Consider the following 15,419-nt stretch of genomic DNA (forward strand, 5'->3'; position numbering starts at 1 on the left):
ACCAGAGCCCGCAAGACTATTTCAAAATATGATGCCTACTGCCTGCAACTCGGTTGCAGGCGGTAGCAAAGAATGATTGAACGGAATACCCAACGATGACTGATGTCTCAATGGACGGCGTTGAACAGCTCCCGCTGAGGAAGTTTACCGAAGACGCTTATCTCAATTACTCCATGTACGTAATCATGGACCGTGCCTTGCCGTTTATCGGTGATGGCCTCAAACCTGTACAGCGCCGTATTATCTACGCAATGTCAGAACTTGGTTTGTCGGCGACGGCGAAGTATAAAAAATCGGCGCGTACTGTCGGTGACGTTCTGGGTAAATATCACCCGCACGGTGACTCGGCTTGTTATGAAGCCATGGTGCTAATGGCTCAGCCCTTCTCGTACCGTTACCCACTGGTTGATGGTCAGGGTAACTGGGGTGCGCCGGATGATCCGAAATCTTTCGCGGCGATGCGTTATACAGAATCGCGTTTGTCTCGTTTCTCCGAGGTATTGCTAGGCGAGCTTGGGCAGGGTACGGCTGATTGGGTACCGAACTTTGACGGCACGATGAAAGAGCCGAAAATGCTGCCAGCACGTCTGCCGCATATCCTGCTAAATGGCGTTACCGGTATTGCCGTTGGTATGGCAACTGATATTCCACCGCATAACGCCCGTGAAGTGGCTAATGCAGTGGTGCACCTGATTGAGAATCCGAAGGCTGAGCTGGATGAGCTGATGGGCTTTGTTCAGGGGCCGGATTACCCGACAGAGGCGGAGATCATCACGTCGAAGAGTGATCTGAAAAAGGTTTACCGTACCGGCCGTGGTAGCATTAAGATGCGAGCGGTTTGGCATAAGGAAAACAGTGATATCGTGATCACGGCATTGCCGCATCAGGTATCAGGCGCCAAGTTGCTTGAGCAAATTGCCAGCCAGATGCGTGCTAAGAAGCTGCCGATGGTTGATGATTTGCGTGACGAGTCGGATCACGAGAACCCGACGCGTATTGTGGTTGTGCCGCGCTCGAACCGTATCGATTGCGAGCAGCTGATGAATCACTTGTTTGCTTCGACTGATCTGGAAAAGAGCTTCCGGGTTAACCTCAATATGCTGGGGCTTGATGGTCGTCCGCAGGTTAAGGGGTTGGTTCAGATCCTAGGTGAATGGCTTGAGTTCCGCCGTTCGACGGTACGCCGTCGTTTGCAGTATCGCTTGGACAAAGTGATTGCCCGTCTGCATATTCTTGAAGGTTTGTTAGCCGCTTACCTCAACATCGATGAAGTGATCGAGATTATCCGTACTGAAGATGATCCGAAAGCCGAGTTGATGTCACGCTTTGATTTGAGTGCTATCCAGGCTGATGCCATTTTGGAAATCAAGCTGCGTCAGTTGGCCAAACTGGAAGAGTTCAAGATCCGCGGTGAGCAGGATGAGCTGTCGAAAGAACGGGAGAAGCTAGAGAAGCTACTGGGTTCTGAGCGTCGCCTTAATACTCTGATCAAGAAAGAAATTTTAGCTGATGCTGAGAAGTACGGTGATGACCGCCGTTCTCCGTTGGTTGAACGTGAAGAAGCTAAAGCCCTGACTGAGCGTGATTTGATCCCGAGCGAAGCTATCACAGTTGTTCTTTCAGAGAAGGGTTGGATCCGCCACGCTAAGGGACATGAGGTTGATCCAACCTCATTGAACTACAAGTCAGGCGATAGCTACTTGGCCCATGCGCGCGGTAAGAGTAATCAGCCGGCTATCTTCCTGGGGTCGGATGGACGTAGTTATGCTCTGGAATCCCATACCTTGCCATCGGCACGTAGCCAAGGTGAACCGATCACTGGCCGCCTAAACCTGACGCCGGGCAGTCATATGCGTCAAGTGATGATGGCAGACGATGACCAGCTCTGGCTGATGGGATCGGATGCCGGTTATGGCTTTATCTGCAAGAGCACCGATATGGTCTCGAAGAACAAGAATGGTAAAGCGTTGCTGACAGTGCCGGAAAGTTCTGAGGTGATTCAACCTCAGCTCATTTCAGATATTGATTCGGATGAGATCTTGGCGATTACCAATGAAGGTCGTATGTTGCTGTTCCCTATAAAAGATTTGCCTCAGTTGAGCAAAGGTAAGGGTAACAAGATTATTAACATTCCGGCGGCACGCTCCAAAGCGCGGGAAGAGTTCCTCTCGCACCTGATTGCTCTACCGCAGGGTAGCCATCTGACGTTGCATGCTGGTAAACGCAAGCTAGGTCTTAAGCCGACGGACCTGGATAACTTCCGTGGTGAGCGTGGCCGACGTGGCGCTATGTTGCCGCGCGGCTTGCAGCGAGTTACCCGGATAGAAGTTGATATGTCAGCCACTTCGACAGAAGAGTAACGGCATTATTAGCTTACGAGAAAAGCCCTCATTAGAGGGCTTTTTTGATTTTTAGCAGCCATACTTAATGGGGTTTTCTTTCAATTCGCGGATTGAGCCTGGGTTGATCTGATTATTGTGTTGTCTGGTATAAATTACACACATAAAGGGTGTAATTTCCCGGTGCCTGAGTATACTAGCGAACGCTTGTACGCTGAGGAGATTTCCATGATATTTTTATTGCGCGTTGTCGCAGTCGCTATCTTTGCCATTGCCATGTTTGTGTTTGGTTGTGGTTACTGTTTATTTAGTCCACGTAACCCAAAGCACGTGCATACTTTTGGTCGTCTGTTCAGCAAAATGTCCCGGATTTTGGGTATCAAGTTGGAATTCCGCTATGCGGAGGGTGCTGAGGATGTGGGTGCCAGCGTTTATGTGGCAAATCACCAAAATAATTTTGATCTATTTACTGTATCCGGGGCGATTATGCCGCGTACAGTGACGGTTGGTAAAAAAAGCCTGGTTTGGCTGCCGCTCTTCGGTCAGTTGTATTGGATCACTGGTAATATCCTGATTGACCGTGCTAATCGAACTAAGGCGGTAGGGACTATCGGTCAGGTGGTTGATAAGATCAAACAGTTGCAAGTATCAGTGTGGATGTTCCCAGAAGGTACCCGCTCTCGTGGTCGTGGCCTGTTACCGTTTAAGACCGGTGCTTTTCATGCAGCTATCGGTGCTGGTGTACCAGTTGTGCCGATTGTTTGTAGTTCGACTGAAAATGTAAAGCTGAACCGTTGGGATAACGGTGTAGTGATTGTTGAGGTACTGCCGCCGGTACCAACGCAAGGGTATACGAAGGAAGATGTTCGTGACCTGTCGAATCAGTGCCGCTCTCTGATGGAAGCTAAGTTGGTTGAGCTGAATGCTGAGGCTGCGGAGCGTTCCAAGAAATAAGCGTGCCAGATCCCGGTGAGCTCCGGGCGGAAAGAGATTGAATGAGGACATGCCTGGCGTGTCCTTTTTGTTTGCATAGATAGATATCATGATTGAAGAACAGGTTGTATTAGTAGATCCGCAGGGCAAGGTGCAGGGATTTCAAGAAAAAATGCAGGCGCATCGAGATGGTTCTCTGCATCTGGCTTTTTCTGTTTTGCTGTATCGTGAAACGGATCAAGGTAAAGAATTTCTCATGCAGCAGCGGGCTATGGGGAAGTACCATAGTGGTGGTTTGTGGACCAATACTTGCTGTTCACATCCGCGTCAGGGAGAAACCCTGGAGCAGGCAGGATTACGCCGTCTTGATGAAGAGATGGGGACCACTGGAGTTCACCAGCTGGAAGATGTTGCCACTTTTCTTTATCGCGCCGAGTTGGATAACGATCTGGTTGAACATGAGCTGGACCATGTGCTGGTAGCTTGCGTGTCAGATCTAAAGGTTGAACCTAATGTTGATGAGGTGATGGCTTATCGATGGTGGCCACAGGCTGAACTTGAGCTGGCTTTGGAATCAGAGCCTCACTGTTTTACTGCTTGGTTTTCAAAGGTGCTGGAGCACACGTTAAGTTACTGATTGGCTGTGTATCCAGGCGAAAAAAAGCTGTCTTACGACAGCTTTTTTTATCGAAAGCGAGATTATTTGCGAACTGCAATCGCTTCGATTTCAATTTTTACATCTTTAGGCAGACGTGCCACTTCAACACAAGAACGTGCTGGATACGGTGCGTTGTGCTCGTCGAAGAACTTACCGTATACCTCGTTAACTGTTGCAAAGTCGTTTAGGTCTTTGACAAACACAGTCATTTTTACAATATCAGCCACTTTCAAGCCTGAAGATTCAACTACAGCTTTTACGTTTTCCAGTGACTGGCGCGCTTGCTCTGCGATATCTTCAGGTACTTCGCCCGTAACCGGGTTTACTGGGATCTGGCCTGAAGTCAGAATCATGTTACCTAGGTCAACACCTTGAACATAAGGGCCGATAGCTGCTGGAGCCTGATCTGTGTGTAATACTTGAGTCATTGATTGTCCTTACTAAGTCATTTGCAACTTTTAAGCGGGCACTAGTTTGCAGCCCAAAACTGTTTTGGTCAAAGCATTTCCTGTTTGTTGTAGCGCGTATTTGGCTTAAGCGGGAATACCTAGCCGAGCCTTGACTACGCGCTCGCATTGATCGATGCGGCTGATGTCTTTGGGCGCAACCATCACCGTATCATTCCCGCCAACTGTCCCCAGAATTTCAGCATGGGGTTGAATATCAATCAGGCGAGCTACCAGTTGGGCACCGCCCGGGTGGGTTTTGACGACCACCACAAGTTGGTTATGGGTAATAAACTCAATCTGCGAGGAAATAGATGAACCGACCTGCACCGGTTCATTTTCTACTGTCAGGCAGTAGACTTTTTTGCCATAGGCATTCGGTACCTTGGCGACGCCCAGGCGAGAAAGCAGTCGAGAGACGGTTGACTGGCTGACGTCGTCGAAGCCCATTTCTATTAGCTGCTGACGGATTTCATCTTGGGTAGAGAAACTTTGCTGCTGAAGCAGGCGCTTGCAGGCAGTCGTAATGTTCTCGTCATTCGAAAATGCATCAATCGCGCCGTGCATATTGGATCCATTCACGGGCAACTCCTTGTAATTCATAGGGTATTAAGATCGTATCAATTTTGTGTACCAGCTTTTTTTGAACGGGAAGCATTGCTCCGGCCGTGATATCTATAATTTGTTCCATTGCTGGCATAGAGCACAAGATCGGAAAAAGGTGTTGCATGATCTTGCATAAGCATCATAGCAACAATGCAAAAATATTTTCTTGACCGCAATCACCAAAACAAAAAGCCGATTTTGTCGTCAATCTGAGGAATTATGTTCCGATAGATTTCATTGGTCTTATTTAGGCGGTGGATTTTTTTTCTCTTGCTTCAGCGTTAGCTTAGAGCCCTCTTCCTGTTCGTTTCTTAGTCCGGATAAGGCTTCTGCTGTATTGCTATCAGGGGCGATACGTTTTGAGGGGGGCTGGAAGGTTGAAACGACAGGTGTGTGATGCCTGGGAAAAGGTGCAGTGTTTATAGTGCTAGCCTGCTCGCTTGCTACTGGGGTAAGTTGATCAGTGCTTGTTTCCTTTATTTCTTTTGTTGCTGGTCGGGTTGTGGCAATCCGCGGGGCGATATTGCCCGGGCGATTGAGGCTGGCGACATACTCAGAAACCTGAATGGAGGCGAGCTCTGTACTTGCTGAAGGTGCTTCAATACCTAAGGCGTCAAGCCAGTCAAAGATCAGGGTTGCCGGGACAAACTGGCTGTAGCGCCGTGCCGGACGAAGGTTCTCCAGATCTTCCGGGTTATGCACGATTGCAACGGTGATCCCGGCGATTTCGCCATTCGAATTAAATACCGGGCCTCCACTCATCCCCGACATTACCGGAGCGTCACTGAGTGAGTAAAGGCAGTCGGTATTGGTATCGATGACATCCTGCAGGTATTTCCCGTCCCCTTTGATGCTGTTGCCGACTAAGGAATGACCATGATGGGATACAGGCTGGTTAGGGTAGATCAAGCCCCAGGTTGGGACGTTGTCGGATGAACGCCGGATCAGAGAAAGATCGCAATAGGGGTGATGAATGACATTGAGGTCCCAGGACAGTTGGGCAACGTGCTTGGCTGTGATCATATAGTCTTTGCTGATTGGTACGGCAGAGCCGAAACCACCAAGCAGGATAGGCACGCCAATCATCACCATTTGGTTGGCATTGTGGCTGTTTGTATCACTGACAGGGCCGTTGCTCATAATGCAGCCGGAAATTAAGACAGTTAGAAAAGAGAATAGAGTGAGGCTGAAAGCCTGGCAGCAGGTATGTAAGCAACGGTAATGCGAGGTCATTTTCATACCGCGCTCCTATGTAAATCATTAGCCAGCAGCAGGGCTTTGACCCTGTGAGGTATTGGTTATAGTGATTTATCAAAGGTAGAGGTCGCTTACGAGGAGCAGATGTTTTAGATATGAGAATAAAAAGGCCGGCTCAATAATGAGCCGGCTGTCTTATTTTCAAGGCAATTTATATTAGCCGAAGATTAGTTGTGTTCGGTAACGATTTCGCGTGAGAAGACCTTTTCGCAATATTTGCATTTCAGGCGGACGTCGTCTTTTTTAGTCAGCACCATGAAGCTGCTGTCTACCGGTTCACCATGAGAGATGCAGTTGCTGTTCGGGCATTTGAAGATCGCATTGATTTGCTCTGGTAGCGACAGGGTCAGTTTTTTCGCGACTTCGTAGTTTTCAATCTGGTTGACGGTTGCCTTCGGTGCATACAGAGCCAGCTGGTTGGCTTGCTCTTCTGTCAGGAATGTATTTTCAATCTTGATCAGATCTTTTGCGCCTAGGGCTGAAGATGGCAGGTTTAAACCGATGGTAACGCGCTGATTGGTTTTGTGCATCTTGAAAAGCTTCAGGACCTTGATGCCGATATGAGCCGGGATATGGTCGATAACAGAGCCGTCTTTGATCGCTTCTACCTGCAGTTGAGTTTCTTTCACCATTGCTGTCATCTCCTGTGCTTAAAGTTGTTTGTTCAGTACTAGTGCCAGTAGGGCTTCGCGTGCATAAACGCCGTTCTCAGCCTGCTGGAAGTAATAAGCGTGCTTGGTTTTGTCGACGTCAACAGTGATTTCATCGACACGTGGCAGCGGGTGAAGGATCTTCAGGTTTGCACGGGCTTCTGTCAGCATGCTGGCTGTTAAGATATAAGCTGCTTTCATGTGAGCATACTCAGATTCGTCAAAACGCTCTTTCTGGACTCGGGTCATGTACAGGATATCCAGCTGCGGAATGACGTCTTCGATGTTGGTATGCAGGCTGTAGTTGATGCCTGCCTCATCCAGCTCTTCGCAGATGTAATCCGGCATCGCCAGTACTTCAGGTGCAATGAAGAAGAAGTTTACATTGTTGAATTTCGACAGGGCTTGGGTCAGTGAGTGAACGGTACGGCCGTACTTCAGGTCGCCGACGAAAGCAACGTTCAGGTTATCCAGGTGACCTTGGGTTTCAAAAATCGAGAACAGGTCAAGTAAAGTCTGAGTTGGGTGCTGGTTGGCACCGTCACCGCCGTTGATTACCGGTACATTGTTGGAGAACTCTGAAGCCAGTCGTGCAGCACCTTCCTGCGGATGGCGCATAACGAAGGCATCGACGTACGAAGAGATAACTTGTACAGAGTCGGCCAGTGTTTCGCCTTTTTTCGCCAGTGATGTATTACCGCCGTTGTCGAAGCCGATAACAGTGCCGCCCAGGCGCTGTACCGCAGTTTCGAATGATAGGCGGGTACGGGTTGATGGCTCGAAGAAGCAGCTTGCAACAACCTTGTTTTTCAGTAGCTCCGGGTTTGGCTCGGCTTTTAGCTTGCCTGCGGTTTCAACAATTAGTTCCAGTTCATTTCGGTTAAGTTCCGGGATGGAAATGATGTGCTTTTGAAACAGCGAATTCGCCATGGCTTCTCTTCCCTCTATATATCACTATGATGAACGATATGAATCTGCTTGCCTTGTTTGGCAAATGGCAGACAAAAAAAAGCCCCCTTAAAAAAGGAGGCTCTTTTACGAATAACAGGAAAAATAAAAAATGGTACCATCGCCGAATTTCGGCGGTAGTACATCAAGTTGTGTTCGACAACAGGGCGCATTTTTTATCTCTCTCTAGACAAATTGCGAAGGATTATACGCCCATTTTTTGTGAGCGCAAGCGTTTGCGCTATCTATTCATTTTATGGGAATTTATGCATAAATCAGTATTGTGGTTGAATGTTGTTTTTTGCTTGTAATTGCTTGAATAAATTGGGTTTTTTGTGTTTTTAATTGGCCTGCTGAGCAGGCTGGTGAATAATGTTTAAAATAGCTTGGTGTTATATAGGAGGGTTTTTATATAAAAATACCGACCCGAAGGCCGGTATGCATTATGGGAGTTTTAAAAACTCAAGAGAGCTGATTACTGACCAAGAGTTGCAACCATTACTGCTTTGATGGTGTGCATACGGTTTTCAGCTTCATCGAATACGATAGAGTGCTTAGACTCAACCACTTCATCCGTTACTTCTACACCGTCTTTTAGCATTGGGTATTCTTGTGCAAGCTCTTTACCTACAGTGGTGTCTTCACCGTGGAAAGCTGGTAGGCAGTGCATGAATTTCACATGCGGGTTGCCAGTTGCTTTGATCATGTCCATGTTTACTTGGTAAGGAAGCATTAGGTTGATACGCTCAGCCCAAGCTTCTTTCGCTTCGCCCATTGATACCCATACGTCAGTGTATAGGAAGTCACAACCTTTAACGCCTTCTTGTACGTCTTCAGTCAGAGTGATTTTCGCACCAGTTTCTTCTGCGATTTCACGGCATTGAGCAACCAGCTCTTCTTCAGGCCAGTATGCTTTAGGAGCAACCAGGCGGATGTCCATACCCATTTTCGCAGCACCAACCATTAGAGAGTTACCCATGTTGTTGCGTGCATCACCTAGGTATGCAAATGTTATTTCGTGTAGCTGCTTGCCACGGCCATGCTCTTGCATAGTTAGGAAGTCAGCCAGGATTTGAGTTGGGTGGAATTCGTCAGTTAGGCCGTTCCATACTGGTACACCAGCGTATGTGCCCAGCTCTTCAACGATTTCCTGACCGAAACCGCGGTATTCGATGCCGTCATACATGCGACCTAGAACACGTGCAGTATCTTTCATAGATTCTTTGTGGCCGATTTGAGAGCCTGTTGGGCCAAGGTAAGAAACTTTAGCGCCTTGGTCGAAAGCGGCAACTTCAAATGCACAGCGAGTACGAGTTGACGTTTTTTCGAAGATAAGAGCAATGTTCTTGCCTGTTAGGCGAGGCTGCTCGTAACCGTTGTACTTCGCTTTTTTCAGTTCTGCAGATAGCTCTAGCATGTGCTGAATTTCACGAGGAGTGAAGTCTAGAAGTTTTAGGAAGTTACGGTTGCGAAGATTAAAAGCCATGATGTTTTCCTCTTAAGAATCTGTATCTCTCTGGCCGACGGCAATGCCCTGTTTGATGATGGGGATTGGGCCGGCCTGTATTATCTATTGTTTATCGTATTATGGTGTTTATGTGAATAACTATTCTGTTACTCTGCAATAATATTTGTGCCAGCTTCACCTTTCAGGATGTTAAGGCCATCTTGAAGGGAGCCGATACCAACCAGCTTGCCGCCTTGTTTAACAAACTCGCAAGATGCATCAATTTTTGGTCCCATCGAACCTGCATCAAAGGCGTACTGTGACAGTTCGCTCGGTGTGGTTTTGCGCAATGCTTTTTGCGTAGGCTTGCCCCAGTCCAGGAACACAGCATCGGCATCGGTAAGGATAAGCAGTGCGTCTGCATTTAGTTGTTTTGCCAAGAATGCTGCTGACATGTCTTTGTCGATAACAGCTTCTACGCCAACTAGCTTGCCGTTTTCTTTCTTGACTGGGATGCCGCCACCGCCGGTACAGATCACCAGGTGCTGCTGGTTGATCAGGGCTGTGATTGCGTCATCTTCAACAATACCGGTAGGTTGTGGGCTTGGTACTACACGGCGGAAGTATTGGCCGTCTGGTTTTACTGTCCAGTGGTATTTTTCAGCCATCTCACGAGCTTCTGCTTCTTCGTAAACCGGGCCGATTGGCTTCGTTGGGTCAGCAAATGCTGGGTCGTTTGGATCCACAGTCATTTGCGTAAGCATGCACGAGATGTGCTGTTCTGGAAGTAGGTTTTTCAGTTCTTGCATCAGCATGTAGCCGATCATGCCCTGGGTTTCTGAGCCCAGTACATCTAGTGGGTATGGACTAACTTTTTTGTATTCCAGACCTTGTAGTGCCAGTAGGCCAACTTGTGGGCCGTTACCGTGAACCAGCACTACGTTATATTCTTTCGCGATATCTGCGATAGTTTTTGCTGCTGTAGCAATGTTCTGACGCTGAATATCTGCTTCTAGTGGCTCGCCGCGACGCAGTAGTGCGTTACCGCCTAGTGCAACAACAACAGTTTGCTTGGTCATAGGATCGTCTCTCTTGGTTTTTCTGTTGGCCGGTATTCTTGGATACCGGCCATATTGTTTTACTTAGCTTTTCGCTTGGGTTCCCGGAGGATTAGATGCCGTCACGCTCGATTGGGCAGCTCATGCAGCGTGCACCACCGCGACCACGGCCTAGTTCATCACCTGGGATTGGAAGAACTGTGATGCCAGCTTTGTCGTATTTCTCGTTGGTGTAAACGTTACGCTCGTAACCTACAACCACACCTGGTTTCACGGTCAATACGTTGTTCGCATCGTTCCACTGTTCACGCTCTGCTTCGAAGCTGTCGCCGCCAGTAGTGATAAGGTTTAGCTTATCAACGCCAAGTGCTTTCTCGATTGCCGTTACGAAGTAGCCTTCTTCTTTCACGTTCACAGCGCCAGACTCGTCGCCTGTTAGGCTCCAGCACTTCACATCTTTACGGATAACTTCTGGGTAAACAGAGAAGGTATCTTCACGCATGTGAGTCATTACTGTGTCTAGGTGCATGCAAGAGCGGTGCTTAGGAAGTTCCATTGCGATAACTTGCTTCGCTTCACCGTGCTTGAATAGGCTAGATGCTAGCTGTTCAACACCTTGTGGAGTTGTACGCTCAGACATACCGATTAGCACAGAGCCTTTACCGATAACTAGTACGTCACCGCCTTCGATGGTTGAGTTGTCGTAGATTTTCTCTTCGTCGCCGAAGTACTTAATGAAGTCCTGGCCTGCGAAGGTTGGGTGCCAGCGGTAGATAGCACGAACATGGTTTGTTTCACGCTGACGTGCAGGTTTCGCCATTGGGTTGATTGAAACGCCGCCGTATACCCAGCAAGAAGTATCGCGGGTGAATAGGTGGTTTGGCAGTGGTTCAATAATGAAATCTGTTGGAGCATGCATGCCCTGCATCATTGAAGATGACTTAATTGGCAGTTCTGCGTAGCTTAGGCCGCCAAGTAGGACAGAAGCTAGCTCTTGGTTTGGTAGGTCTGCTAGGAAGCAGCGTACATCGTTAGCAAAAGCTGGACCGAAGCGGTAATCAGAAACTTGAGTACCTAGTAGCCATTCTTTCGCTTCTGGTACTGCTAGAGTTTCAGCTAGCATGTCACGTAGAAGGAATACTTCTACACCTTGCTCACGAAGAGTATTAGCAAAGACATCATGCTCTTCACCTGCACGTTCAACTGATAGTACATCATCAAACAGTAGCTCGTGGCAGTTAGAAGGTGTTAGGTGAGTTAATGCACGCTCAGGACGATGAAGAAGTACGCGACGTAATTGACCTACTTCAGAACCTACATAGAACTTACTCATAATCGTATCTCTCTATTTTATGCCAGCGTAAAATCGCGGGCTTAATTTGTTTTTTTTCGGAGGTATTAATTTAAATATTAATCCTTCGCGTCGTTTCTGTAATTGATTCTACTCTTTCGTTAATTAGAGTCTTAGACATTTGTCACACTTCAGTTATTAATTAGCCAACCTAAGTCACCGTTTTTATTAACATTATTCATGCATTTGTAGCTAGTTTTCAGAGGTGGGTTTTTATGTGGTAATTATGATTTATGCATGCTTTTTTGTTGGTTATCTTGCTGTTTTTAATCGCTTTTGTGTTTCTAGTGGGAAGTTTATGCATTTTTTTTCTGACGTGATAATTGTAAATACACCGATCTTATGCAGTTTATTCGTTTGTCTATTTAAATAAATGCTATTTGTTACTTGTCTGGTAACAAATATTTTTCCTTTTAATTTGATGAGTGTCGGTTTTGTAGTTTTTATACAGTAAGGCTTTAGAGCTTTTATTCTTGTTTTTATGATTGGGTTAATGGTGAGTGGAGGTGGTTTATTTCCTGAAAATAGGAGTGTTGTTATTTTCAAACTTGATAATTGAGCGAATATATTAGGTGTGCATTTATAGTTAACCCTTATTTTAAATTTATAACAACGCTATTTCGTTAAGTTGGAATATTTCGCTTTGAATATGGACGTTGTTAGTGGGTTATGGTTTTTGATGGGAATGAGGAATTGTTTTTATGTTATTTTTTTTGATGTTCAGCCCCGAATATATACCCCTGATAATGGCGTTGTCAGCGTATTAAAAGAGGGGAGGTGCGTTAAGTGGGCTTTGTTGATTCCCTACTGTACCTTTTATTTGCGGTCATCTTGTGTAGTTCTATGTCAGGAGTAAAAAAAACCGCCCGAAGGCGGTTTTTAGAAGGGTATCTAAGCTGTTTGCAATTAAATCATTGCACCAATACTTAGCATTACCATGATTAGGACAGTCAGAATACCTAGTAGAGGAGCTACCCACTTCACCCAGCGAACGTATGGAACTCGTGCGATAGCCAAGCCACCCATAACAACCGCGGAAGTTGGTGTCATCAAGTTCACGATACCTGAAGCAGACTGGTATGCCGTTACTACCAGGTCACGGCCTACGCCAGCAAAGTCGGCTAGTGGTGCCATGATAGGCATTGTCAGTACAGCCAAGCCTGAAGATGAAGGTACTAGGAATGATAGTAGAATTTCCAACCAGTACATCACGTTGATGAACACGATAGAAGACAGGCCTGTTACTGCGTGCTCTGCAGAGTTTAGGATGGTATCGGTGATCATACCGCGGTCCATAATTACCACGATACCACGGGCAATACCGATGATCAGGGCTACACCTAGTAGGTCACGCGCACCGTCGATGAAGCTAGAAGTGAACTCTTCTTCGCTCATGCGGGCAATTAGGCCGATGATGATAGTTGAAGCCAGGAACATCGCTGAGATTTCAGCCATCCACCAACCTGCAACTGACACACCGTAAATCATAATACCGAATGAAATTGCAAAGATTGCCAGGATAATTTTACGGGTTGTAGTGAACTCTAGAAGTTCGCCAGTTTGGTTACCCAGGAAGTGCGCTTTGTTTTCTTCATACTTGTCGAAAACGATAGACTTGCTCTTGTCTGCACGCACCATTTTCGCATAGCGCATGACATAGCCCACGCAGATCACCCAGCCCATGGCCAGCATTGCTACACGAAGCATGATGCCGTCAGTGAATGGGATACCTGCGGCGTTCGCTGCGATAACCGTTGCAAATGGGTTGATGGTAGAGCCAAGAGTACCAATACCAGCACCTAGCAGTACGGTTGCTGCAGCTACGACTGGGTCAAAGCGTGCTGCCATCATTACTGGTACTAGTAAGGTGTAGAATGGTAGAGATTCCTCAGCCATGCCGTAGATAGTACCGCCGGCAGCAAAGAGTGCCATCAGAATCGGAATCATCAGCTCTTCTTTGCCTTTCAGGCGAGCTGTTACCCTTTCGATACCCGCATCGATTGCCCCGGTTTTAGTTACCAGGCCAAGGAAGCCACCGATCACCAGAATGAACAGGGAGACGTCGATTGCCGCCGCTTCATAAGTGTTGTGATCGTAGAAGCCGTCAATCGGTGCTAACAGCACGTCAACCACGCCTTGCGGGTTGTTTTCTACGGCATGATAAGTACCGGTTACAGGAACTTCTTTACCAAGATCTTCGTTCATGACACGGTCATACTGACCAGCCGGAACAATCCAGGTTAGCAGTGCCACAACGGCAATCAGTGCAAATAGAATGGTGTAAGCGGAAGGGAATTTGAAGTTGGCAAAGAAGCCACCTTTTTCTTCTTTGTTTACGGTTTGCGTCGTCATTGTTCTCTCCTTGCCTTTATGACTGTTGCCAGTACAAAGGGGTATTTCTGTGTGCCAAATGCGTTATTTGGCATGACGGTGCTCCCTGAACAGCTTGTTCAGTGGAAGTAATATCAGCGATGTTTGCGTTAGCTAATTAGCGATAACTGTTGCTAAGTGCGCCTTGCTTATCCATGCCTTGTGATGTGCTCAGGCAGGACATTGTCGCTAAAGGATGATGTGGGTCAGATGCTCGGCAGAAACCTTCATTATCCGACCTATGACGGTGATACGCGGCCAATACTTCGCTCTGGCTTGTATCACCGTTGGAACAGGTCTGATAAGTGAGAGCTCCTCTAAGGCGGCGTGCCGAGGTGCGCCGTCGGCGTCCTGGCTCTTTGCTGGGGTAGAACTTACTCATGATCGTATCTCTCGAAAAAATATAAAAGCTCAGCAGTCTTTGCCGCGAGTCTATTCTTGTTTTGCATGTGGATTTTATGCTGCCCTGCGGGTTTTGACTTTGGTTTTGTTCACACTTTTGGGGGGCGATTATGCAGTAAAAAATTCACCGAATTGGCCTGTGAGGGTATTTTTCATCAATTAATGGATGAATATGCTAATACATATTGCAGCCGAGATAGGGCTTTATGCATGGCCTTTTAAAGGCTGTCTTTTCAATGCCACAAATAATGGCGGTAAAGCAGTTTGTTGGCCAGGTGGGGCTGTTTTGTTATGCGTTTTTCTGTATTAAACTCGCAATCGGTTTCATTCAGTCTGTTCGCATAATTGGGAATATTATGCAGTTTTATTTGCTGCCTTTTGGCGAGTGAAATTGAACCTAAGTTTGATTCACGTCAATTTTTATTTGCAGCATGGTAATTGTCCCCAATCCGTGCGATATTTGCGGGAAAATTTATTCCATAGGTGGAGTTACCCCATGTCTTATGCAGAACTGATTGAAGAGCAGAAGGAAGAAACCCGCGATATTATTGCAGCATTGCTGGAAGATGGCAGCGAACCTGAAGCCCTTTATACCATTGAGCACCACTTCTCTGCGGATACGTTTGAAGAACTGGAAGGTGCAGCGGTAGAGGCCTTCAAAATGGGCTTTGAAGTGCAGGAAGCTGAAGAGCTGGAGCTTGCTCCGGAAGACGGTGGCGGCAAGGTTGTGTGTTTTGATGCTGTCATGGAATCTGCTCTTAAGGTTGAGTTGATTGATGAGCAGGCTGAGAAGATGATCAAGCTGGCTGAAAAGCACAATATTGATTACGACGGCTGGGGCACTTACTTTGAGTCGGGCGAAGACGACGAAGAAGAGTTAGAAGACGAAGAATAAGCCTGAGTATCGGTTTGATAAGGTTTGATAACAGGTTCTTACAAATACAAAAAAGCCGA

At 47.1% G+C, this 15,419-nt stretch carries 15 protein-coding genes; 5 read left to right on the forward strand and 10 right to left on the reverse strand.

Going from position 1 to position 15,419, the window contains the following annotated elements:
* The first annotated feature begins 95 nt into the window (after positions 1 to 95).
* From parC to idi, 3 genes are all read left to right on the forward strand, one after another.
* Positions 96 to 2,360, forward strand: coding sequence for a DNA topoisomerase IV subunit A (gene parC, locus Q0852_RS15415; protein WP_299019416.1), 2,265 nt, complete (start codon positions 96 to 98; stop codon positions 2,358 to 2,360).
* A gap of 207 nt (positions 2,361 to 2,567) precedes the next feature.
* Positions 2,568 to 3,293, forward strand: a complete 726-nt coding sequence (locus Q0852_RS15420; RefSeq protein ID WP_299019417.1) for a 1-acylglycerol-3-phosphate O-acyltransferase — start codon at positions 2,568 to 2,570, stop codon at positions 3,291 to 3,293.
* Positions 3,294 to 3,381: 88 nt separating this feature from the next.
* Positions 3,382 to 3,909, forward strand: a complete 528-nt coding sequence (idi, locus tag Q0852_RS15425) for an isopentenyl-diphosphate Delta-isomerase (protein ID WP_299019418.1) — start codon at positions 3,382 to 3,384, stop codon at positions 3,907 to 3,909.
* A 62-nt stretch (positions 3,910 to 3,971) separates the two neighbouring features.
* On the opposite strand, the gene Q0852_RS15430 is transcribed toward idi, so the two are convergent.
* The 5 genes from Q0852_RS15430 to pyrB all read right to left on the reverse strand — a co-directional run bounded on the left by Q0852_RS15430 (position 3,972) and on the right by pyrB (position 7,819).
* On the reverse strand, positions 3,972 to 4,358 hold the full coding sequence (locus Q0852_RS15430; RefSeq protein WP_299019419.1) for a RidA family protein: 387 nt from the start codon (positions 4,356 to 4,358) through the stop codon (positions 3,972 to 3,974).
* Positions 4,359 to 4,463: 105 nt separating this feature from the next.
* Positions 4,464 to 4,943 (reverse strand): arginine repressor, encoded by a 480-nt coding sequence (locus Q0852_RS15435; protein WP_299019461.1) that lies wholly within the window; start codon positions 4,941 to 4,943, stop codon positions 4,464 to 4,466.
* 282 nt (positions 4,944 to 5,225) lie between these two features.
* Positions 5,226 to 6,221, reverse strand: a complete 996-nt coding sequence (locus tag Q0852_RS15440) for a serine protease (RefSeq protein WP_299019420.1) — start codon at positions 6,219 to 6,221, stop codon at positions 5,226 to 5,228.
* Positions 6,222 to 6,406: 185 nt separating this feature from the next.
* The gene (pyrI, locus tag Q0852_RS15445; protein WP_299019422.1) at positions 6,407 to 6,871 is read right to left on the reverse strand and encodes an aspartate carbamoyltransferase regulatory subunit; all 465 of its coding nucleotides are present in this window, start codon (positions 6,869 to 6,871) and stop codon (positions 6,407 to 6,409) included.
* An 18-nt stretch (positions 6,872 to 6,889) separates the two neighbouring features.
* Positions 6,890 to 7,819 (reverse strand): aspartate carbamoyltransferase, encoded by a 930-nt coding sequence (pyrB, locus tag Q0852_RS15450; RefSeq protein WP_299019423.1) that lies wholly within the window; start codon positions 7,817 to 7,819, stop codon positions 6,890 to 6,892.
* A gap of 38 nt (positions 7,820 to 7,857) precedes the next feature.
* Here pyrB and Q0852_RS15455 point away from each other — a divergent pair, with 38 nt between their 5' ends.
* Positions 7,858 to 8,148: a hypothetical protein gene (locus Q0852_RS15455; RefSeq protein WP_299019425.1), complete on the forward strand. Its 291-nt coding sequence runs from the start codon at positions 7,858 to 7,860 to the stop codon at positions 8,146 to 8,148.
* A gap of 164 nt (positions 8,149 to 8,312) precedes the next feature.
* Here the strand turns inward: Q0852_RS15455 and Q0852_RS15460 are convergent, their stop codons facing one another.
* From Q0852_RS15460 to Q0852_RS15480, 5 genes are all read right to left on the reverse strand, one after another.
* Complete coding sequence (locus Q0852_RS15460; RefSeq protein WP_299019427.1) at positions 8,313 to 9,323, reverse strand: ornithine carbamoyltransferase; 1,011 nt, start codon at positions 9,321 to 9,323, stop codon at positions 8,313 to 8,315.
* A 128-nt stretch (positions 9,324 to 9,451) separates the two neighbouring features.
* Positions 9,452 to 10,363, reverse strand: coding sequence for a carbamate kinase (gene arcC / locus Q0852_RS15465; RefSeq protein ID WP_299019440.1), 912 nt, complete (start codon positions 10,361 to 10,363; stop codon positions 9,452 to 9,454).
* 91 nt (positions 10,364 to 10,454) lie between these two features.
* Positions 10,455 to 11,675, reverse strand: a complete 1,221-nt coding sequence (arcA, locus tag Q0852_RS15470; RefSeq protein ID WP_299019441.1) for an arginine deiminase — start codon at positions 11,673 to 11,675, stop codon at positions 10,455 to 10,457.
* Between the two features lie 924 nt (positions 11,676 to 12,599).
* Entirely contained in the window at positions 12,600 to 14,045 is a 1,446-nt protein-coding gene (locus Q0852_RS15475) for a YfcC family protein (RefSeq protein ID WP_299019443.1), read from the reverse strand.
* Between the two features lie 136 nt (positions 14,046 to 14,181).
* The gene (locus Q0852_RS15480; RefSeq protein WP_299019445.1) at positions 14,182 to 14,445 is read right to left on the reverse strand and encodes a hypothetical protein; all 264 of its coding nucleotides are present in this window, start codon (positions 14,443 to 14,445) and stop codon (positions 14,182 to 14,184) included.
* A gap of 516 nt (positions 14,446 to 14,961) precedes the next feature.
* On the opposite strand from Q0852_RS15480, the gene rraB reads away from it, so the two are divergent.
* Positions 14,962 to 15,360 carry a ribonuclease E inhibitor RraB gene (rraB, locus tag Q0852_RS15485; RefSeq protein ID WP_299019446.1) on the forward strand — a complete coding sequence of 133 codons (399 nt, stop codon included), beginning with the start codon at positions 14,962 to 14,964 and terminating at the stop codon, positions 15,358 to 15,360.
* Positions 15,361 to 15,419: the final 59 nt, after the last annotated feature.

Origin of the sequence: uncultured Photobacterium sp., assembly GCF_947502415.1 — a bacterium.
GTDB lineage: Bacteria > Pseudomonadota > Gammaproteobacteria > Enterobacterales > Vibrionaceae > Photobacterium.

What these genes read in the sequence shown, in the direction of transcription:
- Q0852_RS15435 (WP_299019461.1), bottom strand. Translation starts at nt 4,943, where the DNA reads ATGCACGGCGCGATTGATGCATTTTCGAATGACGAGAACATTACGACT.
- Q0852_RS15475 (WP_299019443.1), bottom strand. Translation starts at nt 14,045, where the DNA reads ATGACGACGCAAACCGTAAACAAAGAAGAAAAAGGTGGCTTCTTTGCC.
- Q0852_RS15430 (WP_299019419.1), bottom strand. Translation starts at nt 4,358, where the DNA reads ATGACTCAAGTATTACACACAGATCAGGCTCCAGCAGCTATCGGCCCT.
- idi (WP_299019418.1), top strand. Translation starts at nt 3,382, where the DNA reads ATGATTGAAGAACAGGTTGTATTAGTAGATCCGCAGGGCAAGGTGCAG.
- rraB (WP_299019446.1), top strand. Translation starts at nt 14,962, where the DNA reads ATGTCTTATGCAGAACTGATTGAAGAGCAGAAGGAAGAAACCCGCGAT.
- Q0852_RS15455 (WP_299019425.1), top strand. Translation starts at nt 7,858, where the DNA reads ATGAATCTGCTTGCCTTGTTTGGCAAATGGCAGACAAAAAAAAGCCCC.
- pyrB (WP_299019423.1), bottom strand. Translation starts at nt 7,819, where the DNA reads ATGGCGAATTCGCTGTTTCAAAAGCACATCATTTCCATCCCGGAACTT.
- parC (WP_299019416.1), top strand. Translation starts at nt 96, where the DNA reads ATGACTGATGTCTCAATGGACGGCGTTGAACAGCTCCCGCTGAGGAAG.
- arcA (WP_299019441.1), bottom strand. Translation starts at nt 11,675, where the DNA reads ATGAGTAAGTTCTATGTAGGTTCTGAAGTAGGTCAATTACGTCGCGTA.
- Q0852_RS15420 (WP_299019417.1), top strand. Translation starts at nt 2,568, where the DNA reads ATGATATTTTTATTGCGCGTTGTCGCAGTCGCTATCTTTGCCATTGCC.
- pyrI (WP_299019422.1), bottom strand. Translation starts at nt 6,871, where the DNA reads ATGGTGAAAGAAACTCAACTGCAGGTAGAAGCGATCAAAGACGGCTCT.
- arcC (WP_299019440.1), bottom strand. Translation starts at nt 10,363, where the DNA reads ATGACCAAGCAAACTGTTGTTGTTGCACTAGGCGGTAACGCACTACTG.
- Q0852_RS15460 (WP_299019427.1), bottom strand. Translation starts at nt 9,323, where the DNA reads ATGGCTTTTAATCTTCGCAACCGTAACTTCCTAAAACTTCTAGACTTC.
- Q0852_RS15440 (WP_299019420.1), bottom strand. Translation starts at nt 6,221, where the DNA reads ATGAAAATGACCTCGCATTACCGTTGCTTACATACCTGCTGCCAGGCT.
- Q0852_RS15480 (WP_299019445.1), bottom strand. Translation starts at nt 14,445, where the DNA reads ATGAGTAAGTTCTACCCCAGCAAAGAGCCAGGACGCCGACGGCGCACC.